Origin of the sequence: Flavobacterium azooxidireducens (genome assembly GCF_023195775.1) — a bacterium.
Taxonomy (GTDB): Bacteria; Bacteroidota; Bacteroidia; order Flavobacteriales; family Flavobacteriaceae; genus Flavobacterium; species Flavobacterium azooxidireducens.
This window is the reverse complement of sequence record NZ_CP096205.1, coordinates 606149-625872: the sequence shown is the minus strand read 5'-3', so window position 1 is coordinate 625872 and position 19724 is coordinate 606149. Positions and strand designations below refer to the sequence as shown.

24 protein-coding genes are annotated in these 19724 nt (G+C 33.9%); 9 read left to right on the top strand and 15 right to left on the bottom strand.

What is annotated here, in order from left to right:
• Positions 1 to 261 precede the first annotated feature (261 nt).
• The 7 genes from M0M57_RS02875 to M0M57_RS02845 form a co-directional block, all read right to left on the bottom strand.
• Positions 262 to 471: a hypothetical protein gene (locus tag M0M57_RS02875; protein ID WP_248435206.1), complete on the bottom strand. Its 210-nt coding sequence runs from the start codon at positions 469 to 471 to the stop codon at positions 262 to 264.
• 30 nt (positions 472 to 501) lie between these two features.
• Entirely contained in the window at positions 502 to 906 is a 405-nt protein-coding gene (locus M0M57_RS02870) for a hypothetical protein (RefSeq protein WP_248435205.1), read from the bottom strand.
• Positions 907 to 917: 11 nt separating this feature from the next.
• A complete protein-coding gene (locus M0M57_RS02865) occupies positions 918 to 1715 on the bottom strand; it encodes an endonuclease/exonuclease/phosphatase family protein (protein WP_248435203.1) in 798 nt (265 codons plus the stop codon).
• Positions 1716 to 1922: 207 nt separating this feature from the next.
• Complete coding sequence (locus M0M57_RS02860) at positions 1923 to 2060, bottom strand: hypothetical protein (protein ID WP_248435201.1); 138 nt, start codon at positions 2058 to 2060, stop codon at positions 1923 to 1925.
• Between the two features lie 113 nt (positions 2061 to 2173).
• Positions 2174 to 2470: a hypothetical protein gene (locus M0M57_RS02855; protein ID WP_248435199.1), complete on the bottom strand. Its 297-nt coding sequence runs from the start codon at positions 2468 to 2470 to the stop codon at positions 2174 to 2176.
• Between the two features lie 16 nt (positions 2471 to 2486).
• Positions 2487 to 3545, bottom strand: coding sequence for a type I restriction endonuclease (locus M0M57_RS02850; protein WP_248435197.1), 1059 nt, complete (start codon positions 3543 to 3545; stop codon positions 2487 to 2489).
• 296 nt (positions 3546 to 3841) lie between these two features.
• Entirely contained in the window at positions 3842 to 4165 is a 324-nt protein-coding gene (locus tag M0M57_RS02845; RefSeq protein WP_248435195.1) for a DUF1508 domain-containing protein, read from the bottom strand.
• A 416-nt stretch (positions 4166 to 4581) separates the two neighbouring features.
• Between M0M57_RS02845 and M0M57_RS02840 the strand changes: the two genes are divergently transcribed.
• From M0M57_RS02840 to M0M57_RS02830, 3 genes are read left to right on the top strand one after another with little or no spacing between them, the layout of a single operon-like run.
• Positions 4582 to 4980, top strand: coding sequence for a transposase (locus M0M57_RS02840; protein ID WP_248433141.1), 399 nt, complete (start codon positions 4582 to 4584; stop codon positions 4978 to 4980).
• A gap of 50 nt (positions 4981 to 5030) precedes the next feature.
• A complete protein-coding gene (locus tag M0M57_RS02835) occupies positions 5031 to 5393 on the top strand; it encodes a hypothetical protein (protein WP_248435192.1) in 363 nt (120 codons plus the stop codon).
• Entirely contained in the window at positions 5339 to 5818 is a 480-nt protein-coding gene (locus M0M57_RS02830; protein WP_248435190.1) for a DDE-type integrase/transposase/recombinase, read from the top strand. The genes M0M57_RS02835 and M0M57_RS02830 overlap by 55 nt, the downstream gene beginning before the upstream one ends.
• 223 nt (positions 5819 to 6041) lie before the next feature.
• Here the strand turns inward: M0M57_RS02830 and M0M57_RS02825 are convergent, their stop codons facing one another.
• Genes M0M57_RS02825 through M0M57_RS02815 form a run of 3 tightly spaced genes read right to left on the bottom strand, consistent with a single transcriptional unit; the run spans position 6042 to position 8359 of the window.
• Complete coding sequence (locus M0M57_RS02825; protein WP_248435188.1) at positions 6042 to 6707, bottom strand: response regulator; 666 nt, start codon at positions 6705 to 6707, stop codon at positions 6042 to 6044.
• 6 nt (positions 6708 to 6713) lie between these two features.
• Complete coding sequence (locus M0M57_RS02820; RefSeq protein WP_248435186.1) at positions 6714 to 7220, bottom strand: sensor histidine kinase; 507 nt, start codon at positions 7218 to 7220, stop codon at positions 6714 to 6716.
• Entirely contained in the window at positions 7217 to 8359 is a 1143-nt protein-coding gene (locus tag M0M57_RS02815) for a hypothetical protein (protein ID WP_248435184.1), read from the bottom strand. The genes M0M57_RS02820 and M0M57_RS02815 overlap by 4 nt, the downstream gene beginning before the upstream one ends.
• A 563-nt stretch (positions 8360 to 8922) precedes the next feature.
• On the opposite strand from M0M57_RS02815, the gene M0M57_RS02810 reads away from it, so the two are divergent.
• From M0M57_RS02810 to M0M57_RS02800, 3 genes are all read left to right on the top strand, one after another.
• The gene (locus M0M57_RS02810) at positions 8923 to 9792 is read left to right on the top strand and encodes a hypothetical protein (RefSeq protein WP_248435182.1); all 870 of its coding nucleotides are present in this window, start codon (positions 8923 to 8925) and stop codon (positions 9790 to 9792) included.
• A 149-nt stretch (positions 9793 to 9941) separates the two neighbouring features.
• Positions 9942 to 10394, top strand: coding sequence for a KTSC domain-containing protein (locus M0M57_RS02805; protein WP_248435180.1), 453 nt, complete (start codon positions 9942 to 9944; stop codon positions 10392 to 10394).
• A 515-nt stretch (positions 10395 to 10909) separates the two neighbouring features.
• Positions 10910 to 11377: a PA2169 family four-helix-bundle protein gene (locus M0M57_RS02800; RefSeq protein ID WP_248435178.1), complete on the top strand. Its 468-nt coding sequence runs from the start codon at positions 10910 to 10912 to the stop codon at positions 11375 to 11377.
• Positions 11378 to 11609: 232 nt separating this feature from the next.
• Here the strand turns inward: M0M57_RS02800 and M0M57_RS02795 are convergent, their stop codons facing one another.
• Both M0M57_RS02795 and M0M57_RS02790 read right to left on the bottom strand, forming a co-directional pair.
• Positions 11610 to 11987 carry a hypothetical protein gene (locus tag M0M57_RS02795; RefSeq protein ID WP_248435176.1) on the bottom strand — a complete coding sequence of 126 codons (378 nt, stop codon included), beginning with the start codon at positions 11985 to 11987 and terminating at the stop codon, positions 11610 to 11612.
• A 125-nt stretch (positions 11988 to 12112) separates the two neighbouring features.
• Entirely contained in the window at positions 12113 to 12676 is a 564-nt protein-coding gene (locus tag M0M57_RS02790) for a DUF4256 domain-containing protein (protein WP_248435174.1), read from the bottom strand.
• An 88-nt stretch (positions 12677 to 12764) separates the two neighbouring features.
• On the opposite strand from M0M57_RS02790, the gene era reads away from it, so the two are divergent.
• Complete coding sequence (gene era, locus M0M57_RS02785) at positions 12765 to 13649, top strand: GTPase Era (protein WP_248435172.1); 885 nt, start codon at positions 12765 to 12767, stop codon at positions 13647 to 13649.
• 282 nt (positions 13650 to 13931) lie between these two features.
• Here era and M0M57_RS02780 read toward each other — a convergent pair whose 3' ends face one another.
• A complete protein-coding gene (locus M0M57_RS02780) occupies positions 13932 to 14426 on the bottom strand; it encodes a hypothetical protein (protein WP_248435170.1) in 495 nt (164 codons plus the stop codon).
• Between the two features lie 348 nt (positions 14427 to 14774).
• On the opposite strand from M0M57_RS02780, the gene der reads away from it, so the two are divergent.
• Entirely contained in the window at positions 14775 to 16085 is a 1311-nt protein-coding gene (gene der, locus M0M57_RS02775) for a ribosome biogenesis GTPase Der (protein ID WP_248435168.1), read from the top strand.
• 97 nt (positions 16086 to 16182) lie between these two features.
• Here the strand turns inward: der and M0M57_RS02770 are convergent, their stop codons facing one another.
• Positions 16183 to 16464 (bottom strand): Txe/YoeB family addiction module toxin, encoded by a 282-nt coding sequence (locus M0M57_RS02770; RefSeq protein WP_248435166.1) that lies wholly within the window; start codon positions 16462 to 16464, stop codon positions 16183 to 16185.
• On the bottom strand, positions 16446 to 16673 hold the full coding sequence (locus tag M0M57_RS02765; RefSeq protein ID WP_248435164.1) for a DUF2683 family protein: 228 nt from the start codon (positions 16671 to 16673) through the stop codon (positions 16446 to 16448). The genes M0M57_RS02770 and M0M57_RS02765 overlap by 19 nt, the downstream gene beginning before the upstream one ends.
• 203 nt (positions 16674 to 16876) lie before the next feature.
• On the opposite strand from M0M57_RS02765, the gene M0M57_RS02760 reads away from it, so the two are divergent.
• Entirely contained in the window at positions 16877 to 19660 is a 2784-nt protein-coding gene (locus M0M57_RS02760; RefSeq protein WP_248435162.1) for a TonB-dependent receptor, read from the top strand.
• Positions 19661 to 19724: the final 64 nt, after the last annotated feature.

Here is a 19724-nt window from a genome sequence, read left to right as displayed (position 1 = left end):
CAATGTGTCAATGTGTCAATGTGTCGATGTGTCAATTTGGGAAAATGTCAATTAATTTGTGTATAATAAATAAACCTTTGTCAAAGTTCAAAACTTTGACAAAGGTTTTTATGAGATTGTTATTTGCTATGAACTTATGTTCTATTATGATTGAAAGTTGTAAAGCAGCTTATTTTTAGAAAAACAAAACCATTCCAAGCCAACTTTTTTAAGCATTCCCGTAAACTTTTTTAGGATAATATACATCGATCGCCCCCATTCTCAATCCTCCCAACCACACAACGTCAAACCCAAATCTTTTGCTTCCTTCAAAGTCACTTTTTTGGTTTCTTTTTTACAAGCACCCAAACCGCGACAAAATTCCTTTTTATGGTATTTGGTTGCGTTTTTGCTGTTGCAGATGTAAACGTCTTCTGCTACATTGGAATCTGAAAGTAACGGAAAGAGTAAAATTAAGAGTAATTTTTTCATAGTCTTGTATTGGATTATAAATATACCGTTTTATTCTGCCACCAAAAAGTATTCGTTCTCTTTTTCATCTTTAGCCAATAATTTACCATAGCCAATCCATTCTGCTGTAACCGTAAACGTACTGCCTTCGTGGTTAGTCAGTTTTCCATTGCCATATTGGTCTTTGATAGTGATGTTGCCGGATACTTTATTACCCTTGCTATCTTCGCCCACCACATCGTAGTTATACGTATAATCACCCGATTCGCCTACCCGATATTCATATTGCGTAGCAGTATCTTCGTGATAAGTGGGTTCGGCTTTTGGCTCTTCCAACACAGTGGAAGGAGCAAAAAACGGTTTGGGTTCAAGATCCGTTTCCGACTGACTTTTTTCTTTTTTACAACTGCATAGTGTAAAAAGAAAAATAGAAAAAAGAAGTAGTATTTTTTTCATACGATTGATTTTTAAAGTAATTCAAAAGAAACCCAAATCGGAACATGGTCTGAGATTTTTCGGGCATCATTTAATGTTTCAAAACGTTCATAAAATGGAATAATTCCCTGTTGAAGCACCTTTATTTTATCCGTTCGATAATACATGTTGTCAAACGGCGAAGCCAAACAATCTTGCTCAATGCAATTGGATCGCAAGGTGGTTTTCTGATTTTCAAAAGCGGGAACATACCCCATTTTTTTCAACGGATTAAATACCGAATGCGTTTCCGGACAATTAAAATCGCCCACAAAAAACAAGTTTAAATCGGGATATTCTTCCGGCAAAAATTTAAAGTACTTAATCTCCGTTTCCGGTTGTCTTTTTTTGGTAATTGCATGAAAGTTAACGATCGTAAATTGTTTATCCCGATATTGAAACGTAGCATAAAACGGTTCTCGGTCAATTTCCAACGCATACTTTTTTTCGAGCCGCGGTTGGCCAATGAGTTGCACTTTTGCCGTTTGCCATAAATACGCATAGCGTTCGGTTTTGTAGGCACTGCTACTCGTGGGTTCGCTCACAGCATAATCCCACTTGTTGCCGGTGCGGTTGAGTTCCTCTGCCAATTGAGCTACAGCTTGTGCACCACTAGGGTTGACAACTATTTCTTGCAAGGCTACGATGTCGTAGGCTTTTATTTGATTGGCGATGAATTGGATTGTGGTGTCGGATTTGGTGGAACCGAGGTTGGAGAGGTTCCAGGAGAGCAGGGCGGGTTGGGCTTGGATTGATAAAGTTAATGATAGAAAAAGTAAAATTGATTTCATAATTAAATATGATTCTTCTCAATTATTTTTGTTAGGAGTTCAATAGTTTTTTCTTGTAAAGCAATCCTTTGGTTTATTTTGAAATACCAACATACTACTTCTCTTAAAATTATAATTGATAATATTATAAATACTACTAAAATGATTAAATATAAATCTGAGTTTTCCATATTATTTCAAATTTGAAAGCTATTTTTTTAAAATTTATTATTTTAATTCATCAATTTTATTTTTCGCTTCTTCAAAAGCTTTTTCTATAGTCTCAATATTTTCAATAAAGATACTATTGTCAGAACCATATTTTTCCAATTGAAGGTACCAAGTTGCTTTCCCTTTATTAATCATATATCCCACTTTGAAACCATCAACGGTTGTAAATTTGTTTTCTAAATAATCAGGGTTAGAAAGAATGTCTTTTTCTACTTCTGATTTTAAGGAATTAATTGCTTTTACAACTTCTAATAAATCTGTATATTCAATTGATGCAATTGAAGAATTATATTTGCCTTGTTTTTCAATTTGAAAAAAAAGCTACTCAATGCACCGGAATTTATTTTTCTAATTCGTGTTTCAGATAAACCTCCGTAAAGAGATTTTATACCTGAAAGTTTGAAATCGGTAAACTTGATAATGCTTCCGGTTTTTGATGCAAATACATCAATTTTTGTTTTCTCTTTTTCAAGTTCTTTTTTTGCTTCTTGTGAGAAAGTTATCGTAGTTGCAGTTAATAGCAACAGAATTAAATAGTTTTTCATATTATTTGTTTTTAAGTTATTCTAAATCATACAAGCCCACTGTCTCCAACAACTCCTTCTCAAACAAATAAATATCATCAATGCTTTGCAACGGTTGTTTGGTTTCGGTTTTGTTTTCATGAAACAGACCAATGTATTTTTTGCTTCCGTTGAGGTGTAGTCGGCACAAAGGTTTACGGTTGTTGTCGTCCAGCAGAATGCCAAAATAGGATTGCGTGTCGCGGTGAACAATGCGTTCTACAGGAAGTTTTCGACGTAAAATGGCAATCACAATGCGGAAAGCTTCCATTTCTTCTTCGGTAGTAGTAACCCGATTGACATCTTCGGCAATCACTTCAATCTGTTCTTCTTTTTGCTTTTGAGCTTCTTTGTTGAGAGCGGCATTCAATCGGTCGTTGATTTTTTCACTAATAAATTGGTTAAACCCTTTTTGAACCAATTCTTTGAATTCTTCCACCACTTTTTCAGTCAGCCTCCCGGAATAGACTTTGTTGGCAAATAGTTTCACAAATTCCGCAGACGGGTTTTCAAGTTCGTTGTCTATTTGCTTTTTGATTTCTTTGGTATATTTGAGCGAACTGGCGTTGTTGACAATCTTGTTTACATCAAAAGTCATTTTGTGAAACTTTGCGATTTCGCTCACCACATTGTCTTTTAAATTGGTGATCTCAAATTCTAAAAATGGTTTTTCATCCATTTTATTTGTGTGCTCTAAATCGGTAAAAAATTGATAGTGAATACCATTTGTTAATAACGAGAATCGTGTTTTGGTGACATGAAAATAACGAAACAATTGTGAGTTGTGCACCGTTAGTTTTTCTTTCCAATTTTTACATTCGATAATCAAAATCGGATCGCCATTCTGAAAAATAGCATAATCTACTTTCTCGCCTTTTTTTAAACCTAAATCGGCAGTAAATTCCGGAACAACTTCGGTCGGATTAAATGAATCATACCCTAAAATATTAATAAAAGGCAATACAAAAGCGTGTTTGGTCGATTCTTCCGTATCGATTTTGTCTTTTAGCAGATTGATTTTTTCGGCTAAAGCTTTGAGTTGTGGTTGTATTTCCATGGTTATTTATTTAGTATGACATGAATTGGAACAGAAGTAACAACCATTAGTCTGATGATATGTTTTTTTAGCTTCAGCTACCGCATCTTTACAGTTACTGAATTCACCTAAATACAATCTGTTTTCTAAACTTGGTAAGAAACTACAATCAATTGTATGTACTTCATGATCACCATTTGATTGTGCAATTTTGTTTACGTAATATTTTTTCATCTGTTTTAATTTTAAAGATTAATTATCCAAACTTAAACACATTCAAAACCACTATATTACGGATTCCCGTAATTCGCTAAAATTTATTTCAATTTTGCGTTTTCTGCCAATTTTCGCACTTGGGCAATGGCTTTTTCGCAGCCGTCAAGGTGGCTGAAGAGTTCACTTACACCAATCACTTTGTTGCTTCCCATCGACCGAAGAATAAAAAAAGGGTCTTTGTTGGGCGAGATACGCTGCTCAAAGTTTTCCAGATACTGACTGTTCATTCGCACCGAAAGAATTTCTCCTAAGCAACTTTGTTTAAAATCGTGTTTGGTGCCCGTGAGCAATACACTTCCTTCAGGTGATAACAATTCATAGAACCATATTCCTGACTCGTTTTGTTGAATAACAAATTGTGGCATTTGTTGGGGTTTGGGTTAAATTTCTCCAAAAATAAAACTGATAAAAATGGGTATTTTACGGGAATCCGTAATTGAGGAATTTTTTTGTTGGAAGATGGGAGATGGAAGATGGAAGATGGGAGATGGAAGATGGAAGATGGAAGATTGAAGATGGGAGATGGGAGATGGGAGATGGGAGATGGGAGATGGAAGACGGAAGATTTCAGTTGTAGTTTAGCAAAAAAAAGTTATTCAAATGAAAATGTTCTCCGAATGAATCCCTTTTAATCCAATATAGCGAAGCTATCAAAATCCGTGAAAACCTGCGTTTAGCTTTAGCTAATCCGTTAAATCCGCGTTCCAATACGAGTTATTGGTCACTCACAGTTTTCAGACTGTACGTCCCTGATATAGGTTGACCACAAAAGTCAACTTATATGAAAGCAAATTTGAGAAAAATTAAGAAGTATCGATTTTATTCTACCGAGTTTAAACAGGAAATAGTTTCGTTATATGAAAGCGGAATTTACAGTGTTTATCAATTAGAAAAATTATATGGTATCTGTAATAAATCTATTTATCAATGGATTTATAAATTTTCTACCTTTAACAAAAAAGGAATACGGGTTGTTGAGATGAAAGAAAGTAACACTCAAAAGCTAAAAGAGCTAGAGCAGAAAATTAAAAGTTTGGAGCAAATAGTTGGTCAGAAGCAAATTCAGATTGAGTATTTGGAAAAGATGATTGATATTGCCAAAGATGAGCTAAATATTGACATTAAAAAAAACTCAAGCACCCTACAATCCAATGGTTTAGAGAGAACAAAGAAAAAGTAAGTTTCTCTTTAAATAGTCTGTACAAGGTTGTTACTATATCTAAACAAGCTGTGAATAAATATTGTAAAGAACAAAAATTATTCACCGAAAAAGTAGAGAAATTAGTAATCGAAGCTCAAGAATTAAGGAAAGAGCATCCGGGTTGTGGGGTTGAAAAAATGTATTACGTACTTCGACCAGAGTTTTTAGGAAGAGATAGGTTTATAGATATTATGATGGATTTAGGATTTAGAGTTCAGTATAAAAAGAATTACAAACGGACAACTTATTCCATTGCAAATCAATATCCAAATTTAATAAAAGGATATTTGGTTAATAAACCTCAACAATATGGCAATCAGATATTACCTATATCGCTTTGGGGGAAAGATTTTATTATGCTGTTTTTATTGTTGATGTATATACAAAGTTGATTGTTGGTCACAGAATATCTAACCATATGAGAGGAACAGCAAACCTTGAAGCGTTAGAAATAGCTTTGAAAGAGTATGATGCTCCAAAAATTCATCACTCCGATAGGGGAAGTCAATATTTATATCATGAGTATATAAATCTATTAAAGTCAAGGGGTTCAAGAGTCAGTATGGCAATTTCTGCTCAAGATAATGCTTATGCTGAAAGGATAAACAGAACAATTAAAGAAGAATATTTGGATTATTGGAAGCCAAAAACATTTGAGGAATTACAAAGAAATATAAGCAAAGCAGTTTGGCATTATAATGAAAAGAGGATTCATAAAAATTTAAACAAAATGACACCGAGAGAGTTTTATGAAAATTGTTTCAAAAAGAATTATAAAAATCCAATTATTGAAATCTATGACAATGGTTCGGGATAAAAATCATAAAAGTTATTTCCAAAATTTTTTTAGCCAGTTAAAAGGGCTAAAAATTTCAGAATAACTTTTATTTTTGATCAGTGATAAATTTAAACATTAGTATTAAAAACCGGTCAACCTTATTTAGGGATTTACAGACAACAGACAACAGACAACAGACAACAGACAACAGACAACCGACAACCGACAACCGACAACAGACAACCGACAACCGACAACAGAATCAAATAATCCCCAAATCCTTCGCAATCGCCACCAAATGCACCGGATTATTCGCCTTAAAAAGTACCTTCAATTTCCCCAAACGTTTTTCAATCGTGCTTTTACTACTTGGTTTGATGCCTTTTTCTTTAAAAACACCTTCCATGTCTTCTTGAGCAATGCCATACGAAAGATGTTTTAAGAGGTGCACATCAAAATCATCAATCTGCGTACCGGTTTTGTTTTGCAACACATGCTGCACTTCAGGCGAAATATAGGTTTTATTTTGAGCAACCGTTTTAATCGCTGTTTTAAGTTGATACAAACTTTCTCTGCCTTTGAGCACAAAAGCATCCACATTCAATTTTTCAAACAATGATTTTATGCGGTAATCTTTGTCTTCCACCGAATAGACAATGACTTTGATATTGGGTTGAATGGCTCTCACTGCTGCAATCAATTCTTCTCCGGAAGATAGTTTGCTTTGTCGTCCGTCATCCTTGAAAGACAAATCGGAAATCAACAAATCAAAAGGTTCATGATCGGCTAATGCTTTTCTGATTTTTAACAATGCTTCATCACAATATTTATCGTGTTGAAAAGAGGTCAGCTGCAATTCATTCAACACATGTTGCACAGCCAGGCTGATAGAATCTAAGTCTTCGGCGATTAAAATTTTTTGAAACATAACAATTTAGTTAGGTATGAATACGGTTGCTTTGAATCCTTTTTGGATTGCTGTGTCAAAAATAAGTCTTCCTTTGATGGCTAAAATACGGTTTTCCGCATTTTGAAGTCCCGATTTGCGATTTTGTGCTTTTTTTAACCCAATTCCGTTGTCGGTATAGGTCAGAATAAGATTGTTCTTTTGTTCCAAAAAGTCAATAACCACAAGGGTTGCCTCGCTGTGTTTTTTGGTGTTAATTAAAAATTCCTGTACAACCCGAAATACGGTAATTTTTTTTTCGGCACTCATTTTTTGCCAGTTTAGTTCCGAACTTATTTTCTTAATTACGTTCATTGAGTTATCCGAATAACTGTCAATCATTTGAAAAAAATCAGGTTCAAAATTTTCATCGGTTCGGATGTCGCTGTTTTCTTTAGAAATGTCACGTGTGCGTTGGTAGATGTGATCCATCGTATCCAAAAGCACTTCTTTCACTTCTGTTTTTTCTAAATTTTGCGTTTGAACAAAAGTCATTGCATTAAACACATCATTCGCCAATTCGTCATGAATGCGTTTGGAAATTCGGGTTTCGGTGAGATAAGTGGATTGTTGAAGTTTTCGTTTGTTTTTATCTGGTATAATTTATAGAGCAAAATAGCAATCACAACTATCAAACCAATTAAAGCCAAAAGAAGCGATTTTTGATTTTTGTATTTAATAACTTCCTGTGTCGCTTTTTTAGAATCGTATTTAATTTTTGCAAACTGATTTTTGGCAATATTTCTGGCTTTAATAATACTATCATTCAACGCAATATATTCTTGATAAAAGTGTTTGGAATCATTTGAATCACCAAACTCTGTGAGCCATTTCAACGCTTCTAACTTATCGTCCGGACTATTAGCTTTTTGCGAAGATTGATAGGCTTTTTGAGCATATTCTTTGGCTAAAAGATCATTTTTATGTTGATAATATTCAGACAAATGCATGTTTGATGCAATCAGTCCAATATTGTCATTAAGACTATCTCTTAACTTCCATGCCAAATGAAGGTTTTCAGATGCTTCTTGTTTTTGAAGCAAAAATTGAGTGTATCCCAAATTATCTAACACACGAGCAAGCTCATACGGATTTTTAGAAAGAGCATCATCTGTCAGCAAAGGAGCAAGGGTTTGAATCGCTTTTTGATATTGTTTTTCTTCAAGATAAATCAGTCCGGTGTTGTTTTGAATGATGGCTTTTTCCAGCTGATTCGTTGCTAAATCGGATGCCTTTTTATAATAATTCAGCGACTCTTCCAAGCTGTTTTGTTTGTGATAGGAAATAGCAAGAAGATTGTAAAAATAGGGAAGGTAAGTAGAACCTTGGTAGTGAGCAAGTGCTTCCGTAATGGTTTCTTCGCAGCCGTAATGATCACCAATATAATTTTGAATGGTTGCCGTTTTTAGCAACGTATAAGCCCATTGTTCATGATGATTTTCAATGTGCGATTTTGCTTGGTTGTAGTAAAAATAAGCACTGTCAAAACGGTATTTTTTTTCAAATTCTTCCGCTTTTTTACTTAAGTCTTCGTATTTTAAATAAGAAGAATGCGACGTTTTTTCATTACATGAAATTAAAAAAAGCATCAAAAAGAGAATAAAAAACGGGAAATGAAATGTATGCTGTTTCATTTCCCGAAGATATTAAATAATTGCTAGTTCAACAATTATTAAGGATTGTTTGTCAAGGGTGGAGGAGGTGGAGGAGGAGGGGTTGGAATGCCGTGTTGTCCACCCGTGTCATCCGCAGCAACAGACAGGGTTTGATCAGTTATGTCATCAGCCGAGCAAGAAGTGAAAAAACCAATTGCTGTGCAAAATAGCGAAATGAAAAGTATTTTTTTCATGATTATAAGTATTAAAATTGAACATAGTTTTTGCTGTTCGGTTTGTAAAAACCAAAGGAGCGTATCGGATTTTACCGACTTTTAAAAAATTGAGACTCAATGAAATGGTGGGAAGTGAAGTGTGCTAAAACAGAACTGTCCTGATATACTTCCCGGATAAAATTTCTGTTCTGTATAGCGACACTTTTTTTGAATCTGTTTTGTACATTTGTTCTAATTGCAGGTTAGAACAAAAACAAATTCTGAAGCAAAGGAATAGGGTTTTTGTGAGGGTGTTGATAAGGAATTCCGATGATTCCGATGATTTCCGATGATTCCGATAAATTCCAAAATTCAATTTTTACTGATATGAATAAAACTACTTTTAAGGATTATAAGCTAGCAATCAAAGAGCAATATCTGTATGCAAAAGAAAAAGATGTAAGCGGCATTCTAGAAAATCCAACACCGGCTCAACTACGTGAATTTTGTCGATTTCTTTATGAGAAAGGAATAAGTAGAAATGATGAAGAAGTTTTCCGTTTGTTCTTTGAAGCAAAAGAGGGTGAAATTTTGAAAAAGGCTATTGATAGGATTACCATAGATAAGTTTAAAACAATCATTTCTTTTTTAAAGGCAGAAAAAGATACCGATATCAGAATCAGAGTTGAACTCGCTGCGATTATGGTAGATTTTAAAGAAAGACCGTATAGAGTTTTTTCCAAATCGGAGCAAAATGAATTTGTTAAAGAGCCAATACATGTTGCCCTACCTGTTATTACACAGCCAGAGGGGCAGCAACCTGAAAAAGAAATAAGTAAGTCTAAAGGTTTTACGTATTGGCTAGGAAAAAATAAGTTCATCACCATTTTTTTACTCATTGCTTCATTGTTGGGCGGGTTTTCATTAGCCAAATTTGTGTTCCCTGAAAAACAATGCATGCAATGGCAAAATGATCATTATGAAGTGGTGGATTGCACGGATTCAGAAAAAAATCCTGTAGAAAATACTATCGTTCCGTTAGATGAAAAGTTGTTGAATTTTAGAAAAGTTGAGGTGTATGATACAACCACTTTTTTTAATAAACAAGGCAAACCACTTTATTGGTATTGCAGAGTAAAAGGAAAAAAAGAACCGGATTATTTTAATTCGCTTGGAAATGGTTGTCATCCTGAAACAGAAAAGAAACTCAATCCAATTACGCAATACATTATTAATCGATATGTTTTAGTAAAGTAATTTTAGAAAGAGGAACTCTAAAAAGTTCATTCATAAGACAATAACGAGCTTTTAATCTATTTTAAAACAACTCACAAGTTGAATGTATAAAAAAATAAACTACTTTTGCCGAAAATTAAAACGTGCCATCACGTTTGTAACTGTTATTTATGAACTCAAAAAAAATTGCCGAGTACCGCAAATTACTCGAAGTAACTAAAACTGCAACCTTAAAAGAATTGAAAACTGTTTACCGTAACAGTATGAAGGAAGATCATCCGGATACCATTGCAGATCCAATTGAACGCACCGCTGCAGAAGAAAGAAGCAAAGCCATTATTGAAGCCTATCATTTTTTGGTGAGTATTGCTCCCGAAACGCAAGAAAAAGTGAAAGACGAATATATAAAAACCACAACCACTTCCGGTATCTTAGAATTTTATATGGAAGATGGTGTCTTAAATATTCACTTTTTAGACGGAAACAAATTCGAATATTTTGGTGTTCCAAAAGTAACATACATTAAAATGGTAAATGCAGAATCGCCTTCAAGGTTTGCCAGAAGACATGTTTATAATGAATTTTTATATCGTAGTGCCAGCAAACTGGTTGTTGCAGACTAAATTAAATCGATTAAAAGTATATGAGGTGCCTATTTTAGGCACCTTTTTTTGTTTTTATAGTAGAAATAAATGCTAAAGAGTGGATAATATGTAATTTTTTCAAAAAATTATATAACAAGAAATAGAAGCTCAGGTCGCACCTTTGTAATACAATGAAGGATGTTTAACCTTAAATGAATTTACAATGAGTGATAAAGCAAGAAACATAGGTAGTCGCGAGACTAAAAACTCAGTTATGCGAGATTTAAAAAATAAATCTAAAAAGAAATCAACTCTGAGTCACAAAGAGATTCTGAAAGCGAACGATATGGAAGAACCGGATATTTGGAACTTACCAAAAGAATAATATAATAATTTAAAAGAGTGTAAAGTATGAATAATTTTTTTAGGGCATTACTTGCTGGCTACGGAGCCAAGAAGCTAGGTGGAGGTTGTTTTGGAACAATTATAGTTTTTGTTATCCTTTGGGTGGTGTTGGGGCAGTGTAGCTCATGATAATAGTAAAAATGGTAGATATGGAAAATTCTAAAACAAAAACAGTTGAAATATTAAATTCGTTAGTTGAAGTAAACAACGACCGAATTCAAGGGTATGAAACGGCTATTCGCGAAGCAAAAGATTCACAGTTAAAAGTTGAATTTTCATTATTTATTGTGACCAGTAAAAGATGTGTGATGGAATTGTGTGATGAAATTAAACGCTTGGGCGGAAGTCCTATCGGTTTAAACAAAACAAGCGGAAAGTTTTTTAAATTATGGATGGATTTAGAAAAAACAATTTCCGAAAACCTCAATCGAGCCTTGTTAGATTCATGTGTCTTTAGAGAAGACATTGCGATAGGAAATTATGATGATTGGTTGATTGATGATGTAAAAAATGAAGTAGATGAACGCCACAACATGATGATTAGAACACAACGAACTGAGCTTTGTCGTGAAAGAGAAAAATTAAAAGCACTTCGTGAACTTATATGTTCCTCTTAATATTTGCTATGAATTTGATTGATTTTTGAGAGTGAAAATGCCGCGGGTTTCCCTGCGGTATTTTTTTGTTTACTGTTGTCGGTTTTCAGTTTTCTGTTTTTCGGTTCTCTGTACCCTTTTGTCATTTTGCAAGATGACAAAGTCTAAATAAAAATCTCCTGCAAAGCAGGTTAGTTATTAAAAAAAAACCGCAGAATATATCTACGGTTCTTAAACTAAAATCTAAATTTTTTTAATTAAATCGTTTTTCTACAAATTCAACAAAATTCTCATCACTCATTTTGTTAGAAGTACATTCTGTAGCCTGAGCATTTTTGTATTGTGGAGTATCAGCTAAAAATTTAATGAACTGTTCTTGAACTTGTCCTGTACCTGTAAGATGAATTTCATCTACATTAGGCATAACAAAAGCAATTTCTTTAAAATACTTTTGCGTTAAACCAATTTCATGGTTATTAGCTGTTTTTTCACTCGAATTATATTCGGCTCCGGCATTGGAAACAGTACCTAAAACGATAAATTCGCCATTATCAACATCTTCTCTTCCAACGATGGTTGCATTGTGCGTATCCATCCAAACACCAAACTGTTTTTTGTTTTTATCAGACATAAATTTTACTTTTCTTAAAGATATGTCTTCTAAAACGGATAGAGTGTTTTTTGGGTTAATATTGTGATTGAGGAGAAGCGACTGAGTTGCTGAGATACTGAGTTGCTGAGTTTTTCACAACTATTTTATACTTTCAAAAAACCTCTAAAACCTCTCACGCCATAATACGATTGTGCTCCGTTATGATACACAAAAACCTGATTATATCGAAAATCAGCAAACAAAGCACCACCTAATTTTCTAATTTCGTCAGGTGTTTTGATCCAACTGGAAGTTTTGGTGTCAAATTTTCCCAATTGTTGTAATTCGCGGTAGTGTTCTTCTGATAAAAGTTCAATTCCCATCTCCGAAGCCATATCAATAGCGTTGTTTTCGGGTTTGTATTCTTTTCTCGAATCAAGTGCTTCGCGGTCATAACAAACACTTCTTCTTCCTTTCGGACTTTCCACAGAGCAATCAATGAAAATGTATTCACCTGTTTTTTCATCTAAACCAACAACATCTGGTTCGCCTCCGGTTTTTTCCATTACATTCAACGACCATAATTTTTCAGGATTTGATTCTAATTTAACTAGAACATCTTCCCAATTAATACTTTTATGACGATTGCTATTTTTTTCAAAACGAATTTTTAGTATATCAATTAATTCATTTTTTTGTTCAGAAGATAATAATTTGCTGTTTTTCATTGATTAAGTCGTTATAATTTCAAATTTAAAAAATAATCAGGAATAGACAAACAAAAAAAGAAACCTTACCTTTGCAAAAATTATGCACATGGCACATAAAGCAGGGTTCGTTAACATCATCGGAAATCCCAACGTAGGAAAATCAACTTTAATGAATGCCTTCGTGGGCGAAAAACTTTCCATCATTACCTCCAAAGCCCAAACAACAAGACATCGTATTTTGGGAATTGTGAACGGAGAAGATTTTCAGATGGTTTTATCCGACACACCCGGAATCATCAAACCGGCGTATGAAATGCAAGAATCGATGATGCAGTTCGTAAAATCCGCTTTTGAAGATGCCGATGTATTAATTTATATGGTTGAAATTGGCGAAAAAGAATTAAAAGACGAAGCCTTTTTCAATCGAATAATCCACAGCGAAATCCCGGTTTTACTTTTATTAAACAAAATCGACAAATCCAACCAACAACAATTGGAAGAACAAGTTGATTTATGGAAAGAAAAGGTACCGAATGCCGAAATTTTTGCCATTTCTGCTTTAGAAAATTTCAATGTCAAAGAAGTATTTGATCGTATTATCTCTTTATTACCCGAATCACCACCGTATTATCCAAAAGATACACTTACGGATAAACCCGAACGTTTTTTTGTAAACGAAACCATTCGTGAAAAAATCCTTATCAACTACGATAAAGAAATTCCGTATGCTGTTGAGGTAGAAACCGAAGAATTTATCGAAGACGAGAACATTATCCGTATTCGTTCTTTAATAATGGTTGAACGCGATACGCAAAAAGGAATTATCATTGGTCACAAAGGAGCTGCTTTAAAAAGAGTAGGTATGCAAGCCCGCGAAGATTTAGAAAAATTTTTCGGAAAACAAATCCACATCGAACTCTTCGTGAAAGTCAGCAAAGACTGGCGTAGCAATGCGTTTCAGTTGAGAAGATTGGGGTATAATCAGAAGTAGTTTTTAGTCACAGTTTCCTGTTGGGAGTTAATAGTTTGGAGTTTTTCTCCGCAATCTTGTCATTCCGAAGAATGAGGAATCTCATAAAAATTTAGTAAAAATCCGTTTAATCCTCACCCCCAACCCCTCTCCAAAGGAGAGGGGAGACGAGACGTTGAAATAACTTCTAAATTAGCAGTTATAAATCCTTTTTTATCCATTATAGCCAAGCTATCAAAATCCGTGATAATCTATTAAATCCATACAATCCGTGTTCCATTAAAAAAGCGAAGCGACAAAAAATCACTCCAAAATTTTCTCCATCAACACCTCCAACTCCCTCGCTTGTTTCAACCCTTTTTTCCGATTCAATCGTGCAATAAAATATAACAAAAACCATGCATTCACCATCGCAAACATCACCAACAAATCAAATTTGTATGATTGATCGAGCGACCATTTTGAAAACGCAATCACTGTAAAAATCACAAAAATCCCGCCCACCACAAAGTGAAGGAACATAAACATCGTCCACAAAACCGGATCGGGACCAAATAATCCGCGAACAAACGTATTGCCGTCTTCCATTTTTTCAATCTCCAAATGCAAATGCGGCGAATGTTTTTCACGCTGCAACAAACCAATATGCAACCAAATATGATGACCCGAAATCTTGATTTTATAATCCGGCTCCACCGTTTCTTTCAACTTTTCACAACTGGCCAAAATCGATTCGTAGGACTTAGTTACCACCTTATCAAATCGATACCGCAACGGTAATTGGTCATCTAAATTCATAAAAATGGGTAATAAAATTAAATACTAATTTACGAAATATTAACTTTAAACGGAAAACAAACCACTTTATTTTTACACCCAATCAAAAATCCAAAAATCCAAAAATCTAATAATCGAACAATCCAAAAATCCAACAATCAATTCTTGGGCGTTCCCTTCCGCAAGCTCCAGGTCAGGCTGTCCGTTCCCACTTTTTTTTGCCCAACATTCAAACCGCTCAGGGCAAAAAAAGAGTTCCACTTCCATCCTTAACGCAAACCCTGCTCCAAACAAAGTAAAGTGATAAAAATCAACATTTAAACTTCAAACAAAAAAGACTACCTTTGCAAAATATTAGAATTTAGAACTATGAGTACTATTGTTGCCATTGTCGGAAGACCAAACGTAGGGAAATCAACACTTTTTAATCGTTTAATCAAACGAAGAGAAGCCATTGTTGATTCCGTGAGTGGTGTTACCCGCGACCGAAATTATGGAAAGAGTGAATGGAACGGAAAAGAATTTTCGGTTATCGATACCGGTGGTTATATCAAAGGATCCGATGATATTTTTGAAGCAGAAATCCGCAAACAAGTAGAATTAGCCATCGACGAAGCTGATGTAATTATGTTTGTTGTAGATGTAGAAGAAGGCATTACACCAATGGATGATGAAGTGGCAAAATTACTTCGTAAAATTACCAAACCCGTTATTGTTGTTGTCAATAAAGTAGATAATGCTATGCGTGAAAAAGATGCATACGAATTCTACAACCTTGGTTTAGGGGAATTCATCACCATTTCCAGCACATCCGGAAGTGGAACAGGAGAGTTATTAGACGAATTAATCAACGTTTTTCCAAACAAACCCGAACCAACACAAGAAGAAATCGAATTACCTCGTTTTGCTGTTGTAGGTCGTCCAAATGCCGGAAAATCAAGTTTTATCAATGCATTAATTGGTGTTGACCGATACATTGTAACCGATGTTGCCGGAACAACCCGCGATTCCATCGATACAAAATATGACCGTTTTGGTTTCGAATTCAACTTAGTCGATACCGCCGGAATTCGCAGAAAAGCAAAAGTAAAAGAAGATTTGGAATTCTATTCTGTGATGCGTTCTGTGCGTGCCATCGAGCATTCCGATGTTTGTATTTTAATGATCGATGCCACCCGTGGTTTTGAAGGTCAAGACCAAAGTATCTTCTGGTTAGCCGCCAAAAACAGAAAAGGAATCATCATTTTGGTTAACAAGTGGGATTTAGTCGAAAAAGACACGATGTCCACTCGCGACTATGAAAATAAAATCAAAAAAGAATTAGAACCTTTTACAGATGTAACTATATTATTCGTTTCTGCTTTAACGAAACAACGTTTGCTAAAAGCTTTAGAAGAAACCGTAAAAGTGTACGAAAACAGAAAACAACGCATTTCGACTTCTAAATTCAACGATTATATGTTGAAATTAATCGAAACCTATCCGCCACCCGCTTTAAAAGGAAAATATGTTAAGATTAAATATTGTATGCAATTGCCAACACCAACACCACAGTTTGTGTTTTTTGCCAATTTGCCACAATATGTCAAAGAAGCGTACAAACGTTTCTTAGAAAACAAAATTCGTGAAAACTGGGATTTTTCAGGAGTTCCGATTGATATTTACATTAGAGAAAAATAAAAATCAGATTTATATTTAACACCATTAAGTGATTAAGGTTCATTAAGTTTTGTTGGCTTAGTGAACCTTAATCGTTTTTTGTTAGAATTTTACGACATTATTTGTCATCATAATGTCCCATAGCAGAAAGAACATAAACGGTTACGATATCTTCTTTAACTTCATAAATTAATCGATCTTTTTGATTAATTCTTCTCGACCAAAGACCTTGAAATTCGTGTTTTAAAGGTTCAGGTTTACCAGTGCCGGTGTATGGATGTTCTTTTAATTCCTTGTATATTTTATCAATTTTATTAAGAACTGCTTTGTTGCCGGATTTTTTGTGTTTTAGAAAATCTTTTTTTGCATTTTCTGTAATTTCTATTCTATACCTTCCCATATAGAGTCAGCTTCGATTATTGTTGTTTTTCCATCAATAATTTCCTTTCTTGCTTTTTCAATTTTAGCAACAAATTCTTTATTATAAGGGCTTTTGGGTTCTTCAACGATATGAACAACTTCTTTTTCTTCATAAAAAGCTTTCAAAAAAGCCAATAAAGCTTTTCCTTTTTCTGTTTTTTCGTTGATGTTTAAGGTTATAGTTGTCATAGTATTAACAATTTAAACTACAAATATAAAGTAAATTTAAAAATGCGGATTGTAATAGTATGGTAATTTTAATTTCTTCACATACTTTCATAAAAAAAATTTAATTTCAAATGTTAAATTTTTTGTAAGAAATATTCAACTAAACATACTAAAAGTGTTAATTTGCTGTTATAGAATTTTCTCACACTTATAACCACACATTTATGCACAGAAATTTTTCCGTTCTAGTTTTATTTTTATTGGTTTCCGTTTCATACAGTCAAAATTTCGTTACTGTTAAAGGAAAAATTATTGATGATTTATCCAAACTTCCTCTCGAATCGGCTACAGTTTATCTCACTTCCAAAAAAGATTCAACCGTAATTGATTATACCATTTCAGAAAAAAATGGAAATTTTGAAATAAGAACAAGGAAAAACTCTCAACCACTTATTTTAAAAGTTTCTTTTTTGGGATATGAAAATTATAGCAAAGAAATAAGTTCAATTAACGAAAATCTTGAATTAGGCGTTATCAATTTGAAAGAAGGCGGAACAAACCTTGATGAAGTAGTTGTGAAAGGCGAAGCTCCTCCCATCAGAATTAAAAATGATACGTTAGAATTTGATGCCGCCTCTTTTAAAGTAGGAGCCGATGCTAATGTTGAAAAATTACTCAAACAATTACCCGGAGTAGAAATCTCTCCGGAAGGAAAAATCACCGTAAACGGAAAAGAAGTTAACCAAATCCTTGTGAACGGAAAACCATTTTTTGGCAAAGACGGAAAAATCGCCACACAAAATCTTCCTGCAGAAATCATCGAAAAAATTCAAGTAGTCGATACTAAAACAAAATCCGAAGAATTGTCGGGCGAAACGGCTTCCGGTGAGGAAAAAACCATAAATCTTACCATACAAGAAGATAAAAATAAAGGTTTTTTCGGTAAAATTATGGGAGGATATGGTTCCGATGAACGATACGAATCCAGTTTGTTGCTCAATTGGTTTAAAGGCGAACAAAAGATTAGCGTTTTAGCTTCGGCAAACAATATCAATTCGGTCGGATTTTCGATGAATGAAATTTTTGACAATATGGGTGGCGGTAGAAATGTATCAGTTTATTCCAGCGATGATGGTTCTTTTGGAATTAACGGAATGAGTTTTGGCGGAAGTAACGGCTTAACCACTTCCAATTTAATTGGAATTAATTACGCAGACAAATGGTTTAAAAAAGTTGATGTCAATAACAATTACTTTTTTACCAATGCTGAAACCGAAAATGTAAGTCGAACTTCACGCACCAATTTATTACCAACGGAAACTACTTTTACAGAATCAAATTCAACTTCAAACCGAATTGGAAATTCACATAATTTGAGTTTTAATTTCGAAATAAAATTAGATTCAACTGCTACGATTTATGTGGAGCCAAAGTTTGTGAAAGCTTTAAATAAAGATCGTTTCAATACTAATCAAGAAACTCGTAATCAAGCAAATGAACTGTCAAATGAAAGTAATTCTAATTCATTTTCAGATGTGGATGATACTTCTTTTGAAAACAGTATTTACTTCTTTAAATCATTAAAAAAGAAAGAGCGTGGAATTTCTGCTTCGTTGACAAATGAACATAAAAAAACAAACACTTTTTCTAATTTGAATTCTTCTACATTTTACTATTTAACGGGAGAACCGGATGATATACGCGATCAAAATGTTTTTAGGGATAGAAAATTTAATAAAATAGAAACAGAAGTTCGCTACAGTGAACCCATAACGGATTCTTTAAAAGTAAGTATTGCGTCGCAGTTTACTTATTATGCTTCTCAAGATTCAGACGCTACTTTTGATTTTGATGAAGTTGCCGGAAGTTATTCTGAATTTAATGCTCCATTATCCAACGAAATTAATTCGAGTGTTATTAGAATTCATCCTTCGGCACGATTAAGTTGGAATAAAAAGAATTTGAGAGCCGGATTTGGAGCAGGTCCGGAGTTTGTTACATTTAAAAATGAATCCGATTATTTGGCAGTTAATACACGATTGAACAAAAATTATGTTTTCCCAAGAGGTTCTGCTAATTTATATTACACGATCAGCAAAGGAAAATCCATTTATGCTAATTATAATTTTAAGATGGAATTGCCATTGGCGAACCAATTTCTTCCGGTAGAAAATCTTTCTAATCCATTAAATACGATTGTTGGAAATGGCGAATTAAATCCTACTCAACAACATTCTGTTTATTCCAATTTTAATAATTATGACTGGCAATCAAGAAGCGGTTTTTTCTTTTATGGCGGAATGACAATGTCCAAAGATCAAATTGTTTCTTCAACTGTTTATGATGAAAGTTTTAGAGCTCAAACGACGTATGAAAATGTAGATAAAGGATTGAGTAGTTATATGGGATTTTCTTGGAGTAAATCGTTTAAAAAAGAAAAGAGAACATTACGCATTAGTGCCGGTTTAGATTCCGGTTACAATATTAATCAAGGATTAACCAATGCCGAATTATACGAAGCAAAAGGTTGGAAAATAGAGCCAAGAGTAAGTTTAAATTGGAGTATTGAAGATTTAGTGACCATTGCACCCTCGTATAATTACAATTTCAATTCAACCGATTTTAAAAATTATGTTATTGAAAATGCCAATAATTTTGTGCATAAATTCAAATTGGAATTCACCAGTTATTGGCCTAAGAAAGTAGTTTTTGGAAATGATTTTGGCTATACTTACAATTCCAATATTGCTGATGGTTTTCAGAAAGATTTTTATTTATGGAACACGAGTTTAGGGTATAATTTCTACAAAGACAGGTTGCTTGCTAAAGTAAAAGTGTATGATGTTCTAAACCAAAATGTAGGTGTGCGAAGAACTATTACACCAACGGCGATTACCGATGCTGAAAATATCGTTTTACAACAATATGTGATGTTTTCACTAACATACAAATTAGATAAATTTGGAGGGAAAAAGGATAATGAAGGCGGAATGTTTATTTTAGATTAAAGAAATAATTCAAAGAAAATGCCCCGAAAGTTATTGACTATTTGGGGCATTTTTTTATGATTGA

Coding starts and splice junctions, on each gene's coding strand:
- M0M57_RS02805 (WP_248435180.1), top strand. CDS start 9,942: ATGAACTCAAAAAAAATTGCCGAGTACCGCAAATTACTCGAAGTAACT.
- M0M57_RS02875 (WP_248435206.1), bottom strand. CDS start 471: ATGAAAAAATTACTCTTAATTTTACTCTTTCCGTTACTTTCAGATTCC.
- M0M57_RS02870 (WP_248435205.1), bottom strand. CDS start 906: ATGAAAAAAATACTACTTCTTTTTTCTATTTTTCTTTTTACACTATGC.
- M0M57_RS02855 (WP_248435199.1), bottom strand. CDS start 2,470: ATGAAAAACTATTTAATTCTGTTGCTATTAACTGCAACTACGATAACT.
- M0M57_RS02850 (WP_248435197.1), bottom strand. CDS start 3,545: ATGGAAATACAACCACAACTCAAAGCTTTAGCCGAAAAAATCAATCTG.
- M0M57_RS02865 (WP_248435203.1), bottom strand. CDS start 1,715: ATGAAATCAATTTTACTTTTTCTATCATTAACTTTATCAATCCAAGCC.
- M0M57_RS02815 (WP_248435184.1), bottom strand. CDS start 8,359: ATGAAACAGCATACATTTCATTTCCCGTTTTTTATTCTCTTTTTGATG.
- M0M57_RS02860 (WP_248435201.1), bottom strand. CDS start 2,060: ATGATTAATAAAGGGAAAGCAACTTGGTACCTTCAATTGGAAAAATAT.
- M0M57_RS02770 (WP_248435166.1), bottom strand. CDS start 16,464: ATGGGAAGGTATAGAATAGAAATTACAGAAAATGCAAAAAAAGATTTT.
- M0M57_RS02795 (WP_248435176.1), bottom strand. CDS start 11,987: ATGTCTGATAAAAACAAAAAACAGTTTGGTGTTTGGATGGATACGCAC.
- M0M57_RS02765 (WP_248435164.1), bottom strand. CDS start 16,673: ATGACAACTATAACCTTAAACATCAACGAAAAAACAGAAAAAGGAAAA.
- der (WP_248435168.1), top strand. CDS start 14,775: ATGAGTACTATTGTTGCCATTGTCGGAAGACCAAACGTAGGGAAATCA.
- M0M57_RS02760 (WP_248435162.1), top strand. CDS start 16,877: ATGCACAGAAATTTTTCCGTTCTAGTTTTATTTTTATTGGTTTCCGTT.
- M0M57_RS02800 (WP_248435178.1), top strand. CDS start 10,910: ATGGAAAATTCTAAAACAAAAACAGTTGAAATATTAAATTCGTTAGTT.
- M0M57_RS02840 (WP_248433141.1), top strand. CDS start 4,582: ATGAAAGCAAATTTGAGAAAAATTAAGAAGTATCGATTTTATTCTACC.
- M0M57_RS02780 (WP_248435170.1), bottom strand. CDS start 14,426: ATGAATTTAGATGACCAATTACCGTTGCGGTATCGATTTGATAAGGTG.
- era (WP_248435172.1), top strand. CDS start 12,765: ATGGCACATAAAGCAGGGTTCGTTAACATCATCGGAAATCCCAACGTA.
- M0M57_RS02810 (WP_248435182.1), top strand. CDS start 8,923: ATGAATAAAACTACTTTTAAGGATTATAAGCTAGCAATCAAAGAGCAA.
- M0M57_RS02790 (WP_248435174.1), bottom strand. CDS start 12,676: ATGAAAAACAGCAAATTATTATCTTCTGAACAAAAAAATGAATTAATT.
- M0M57_RS02820 (WP_248435186.1), bottom strand. CDS start 7,220: ATGACTTTTGTTCAAACGCAAAATTTAGAAAAAACAGAAGTGAAAGAA.
- M0M57_RS02845 (WP_248435195.1), bottom strand. CDS start 4,165: ATGCCACAATTTGTTATTCAACAAAACGAGTCAGGAATATGGTTCTAT.
- M0M57_RS02825 (WP_248435188.1), bottom strand. CDS start 6,707: ATGTTTCAAAAAATTTTAATCGCCGAAGACTTAGATTCTATCAGCCTG.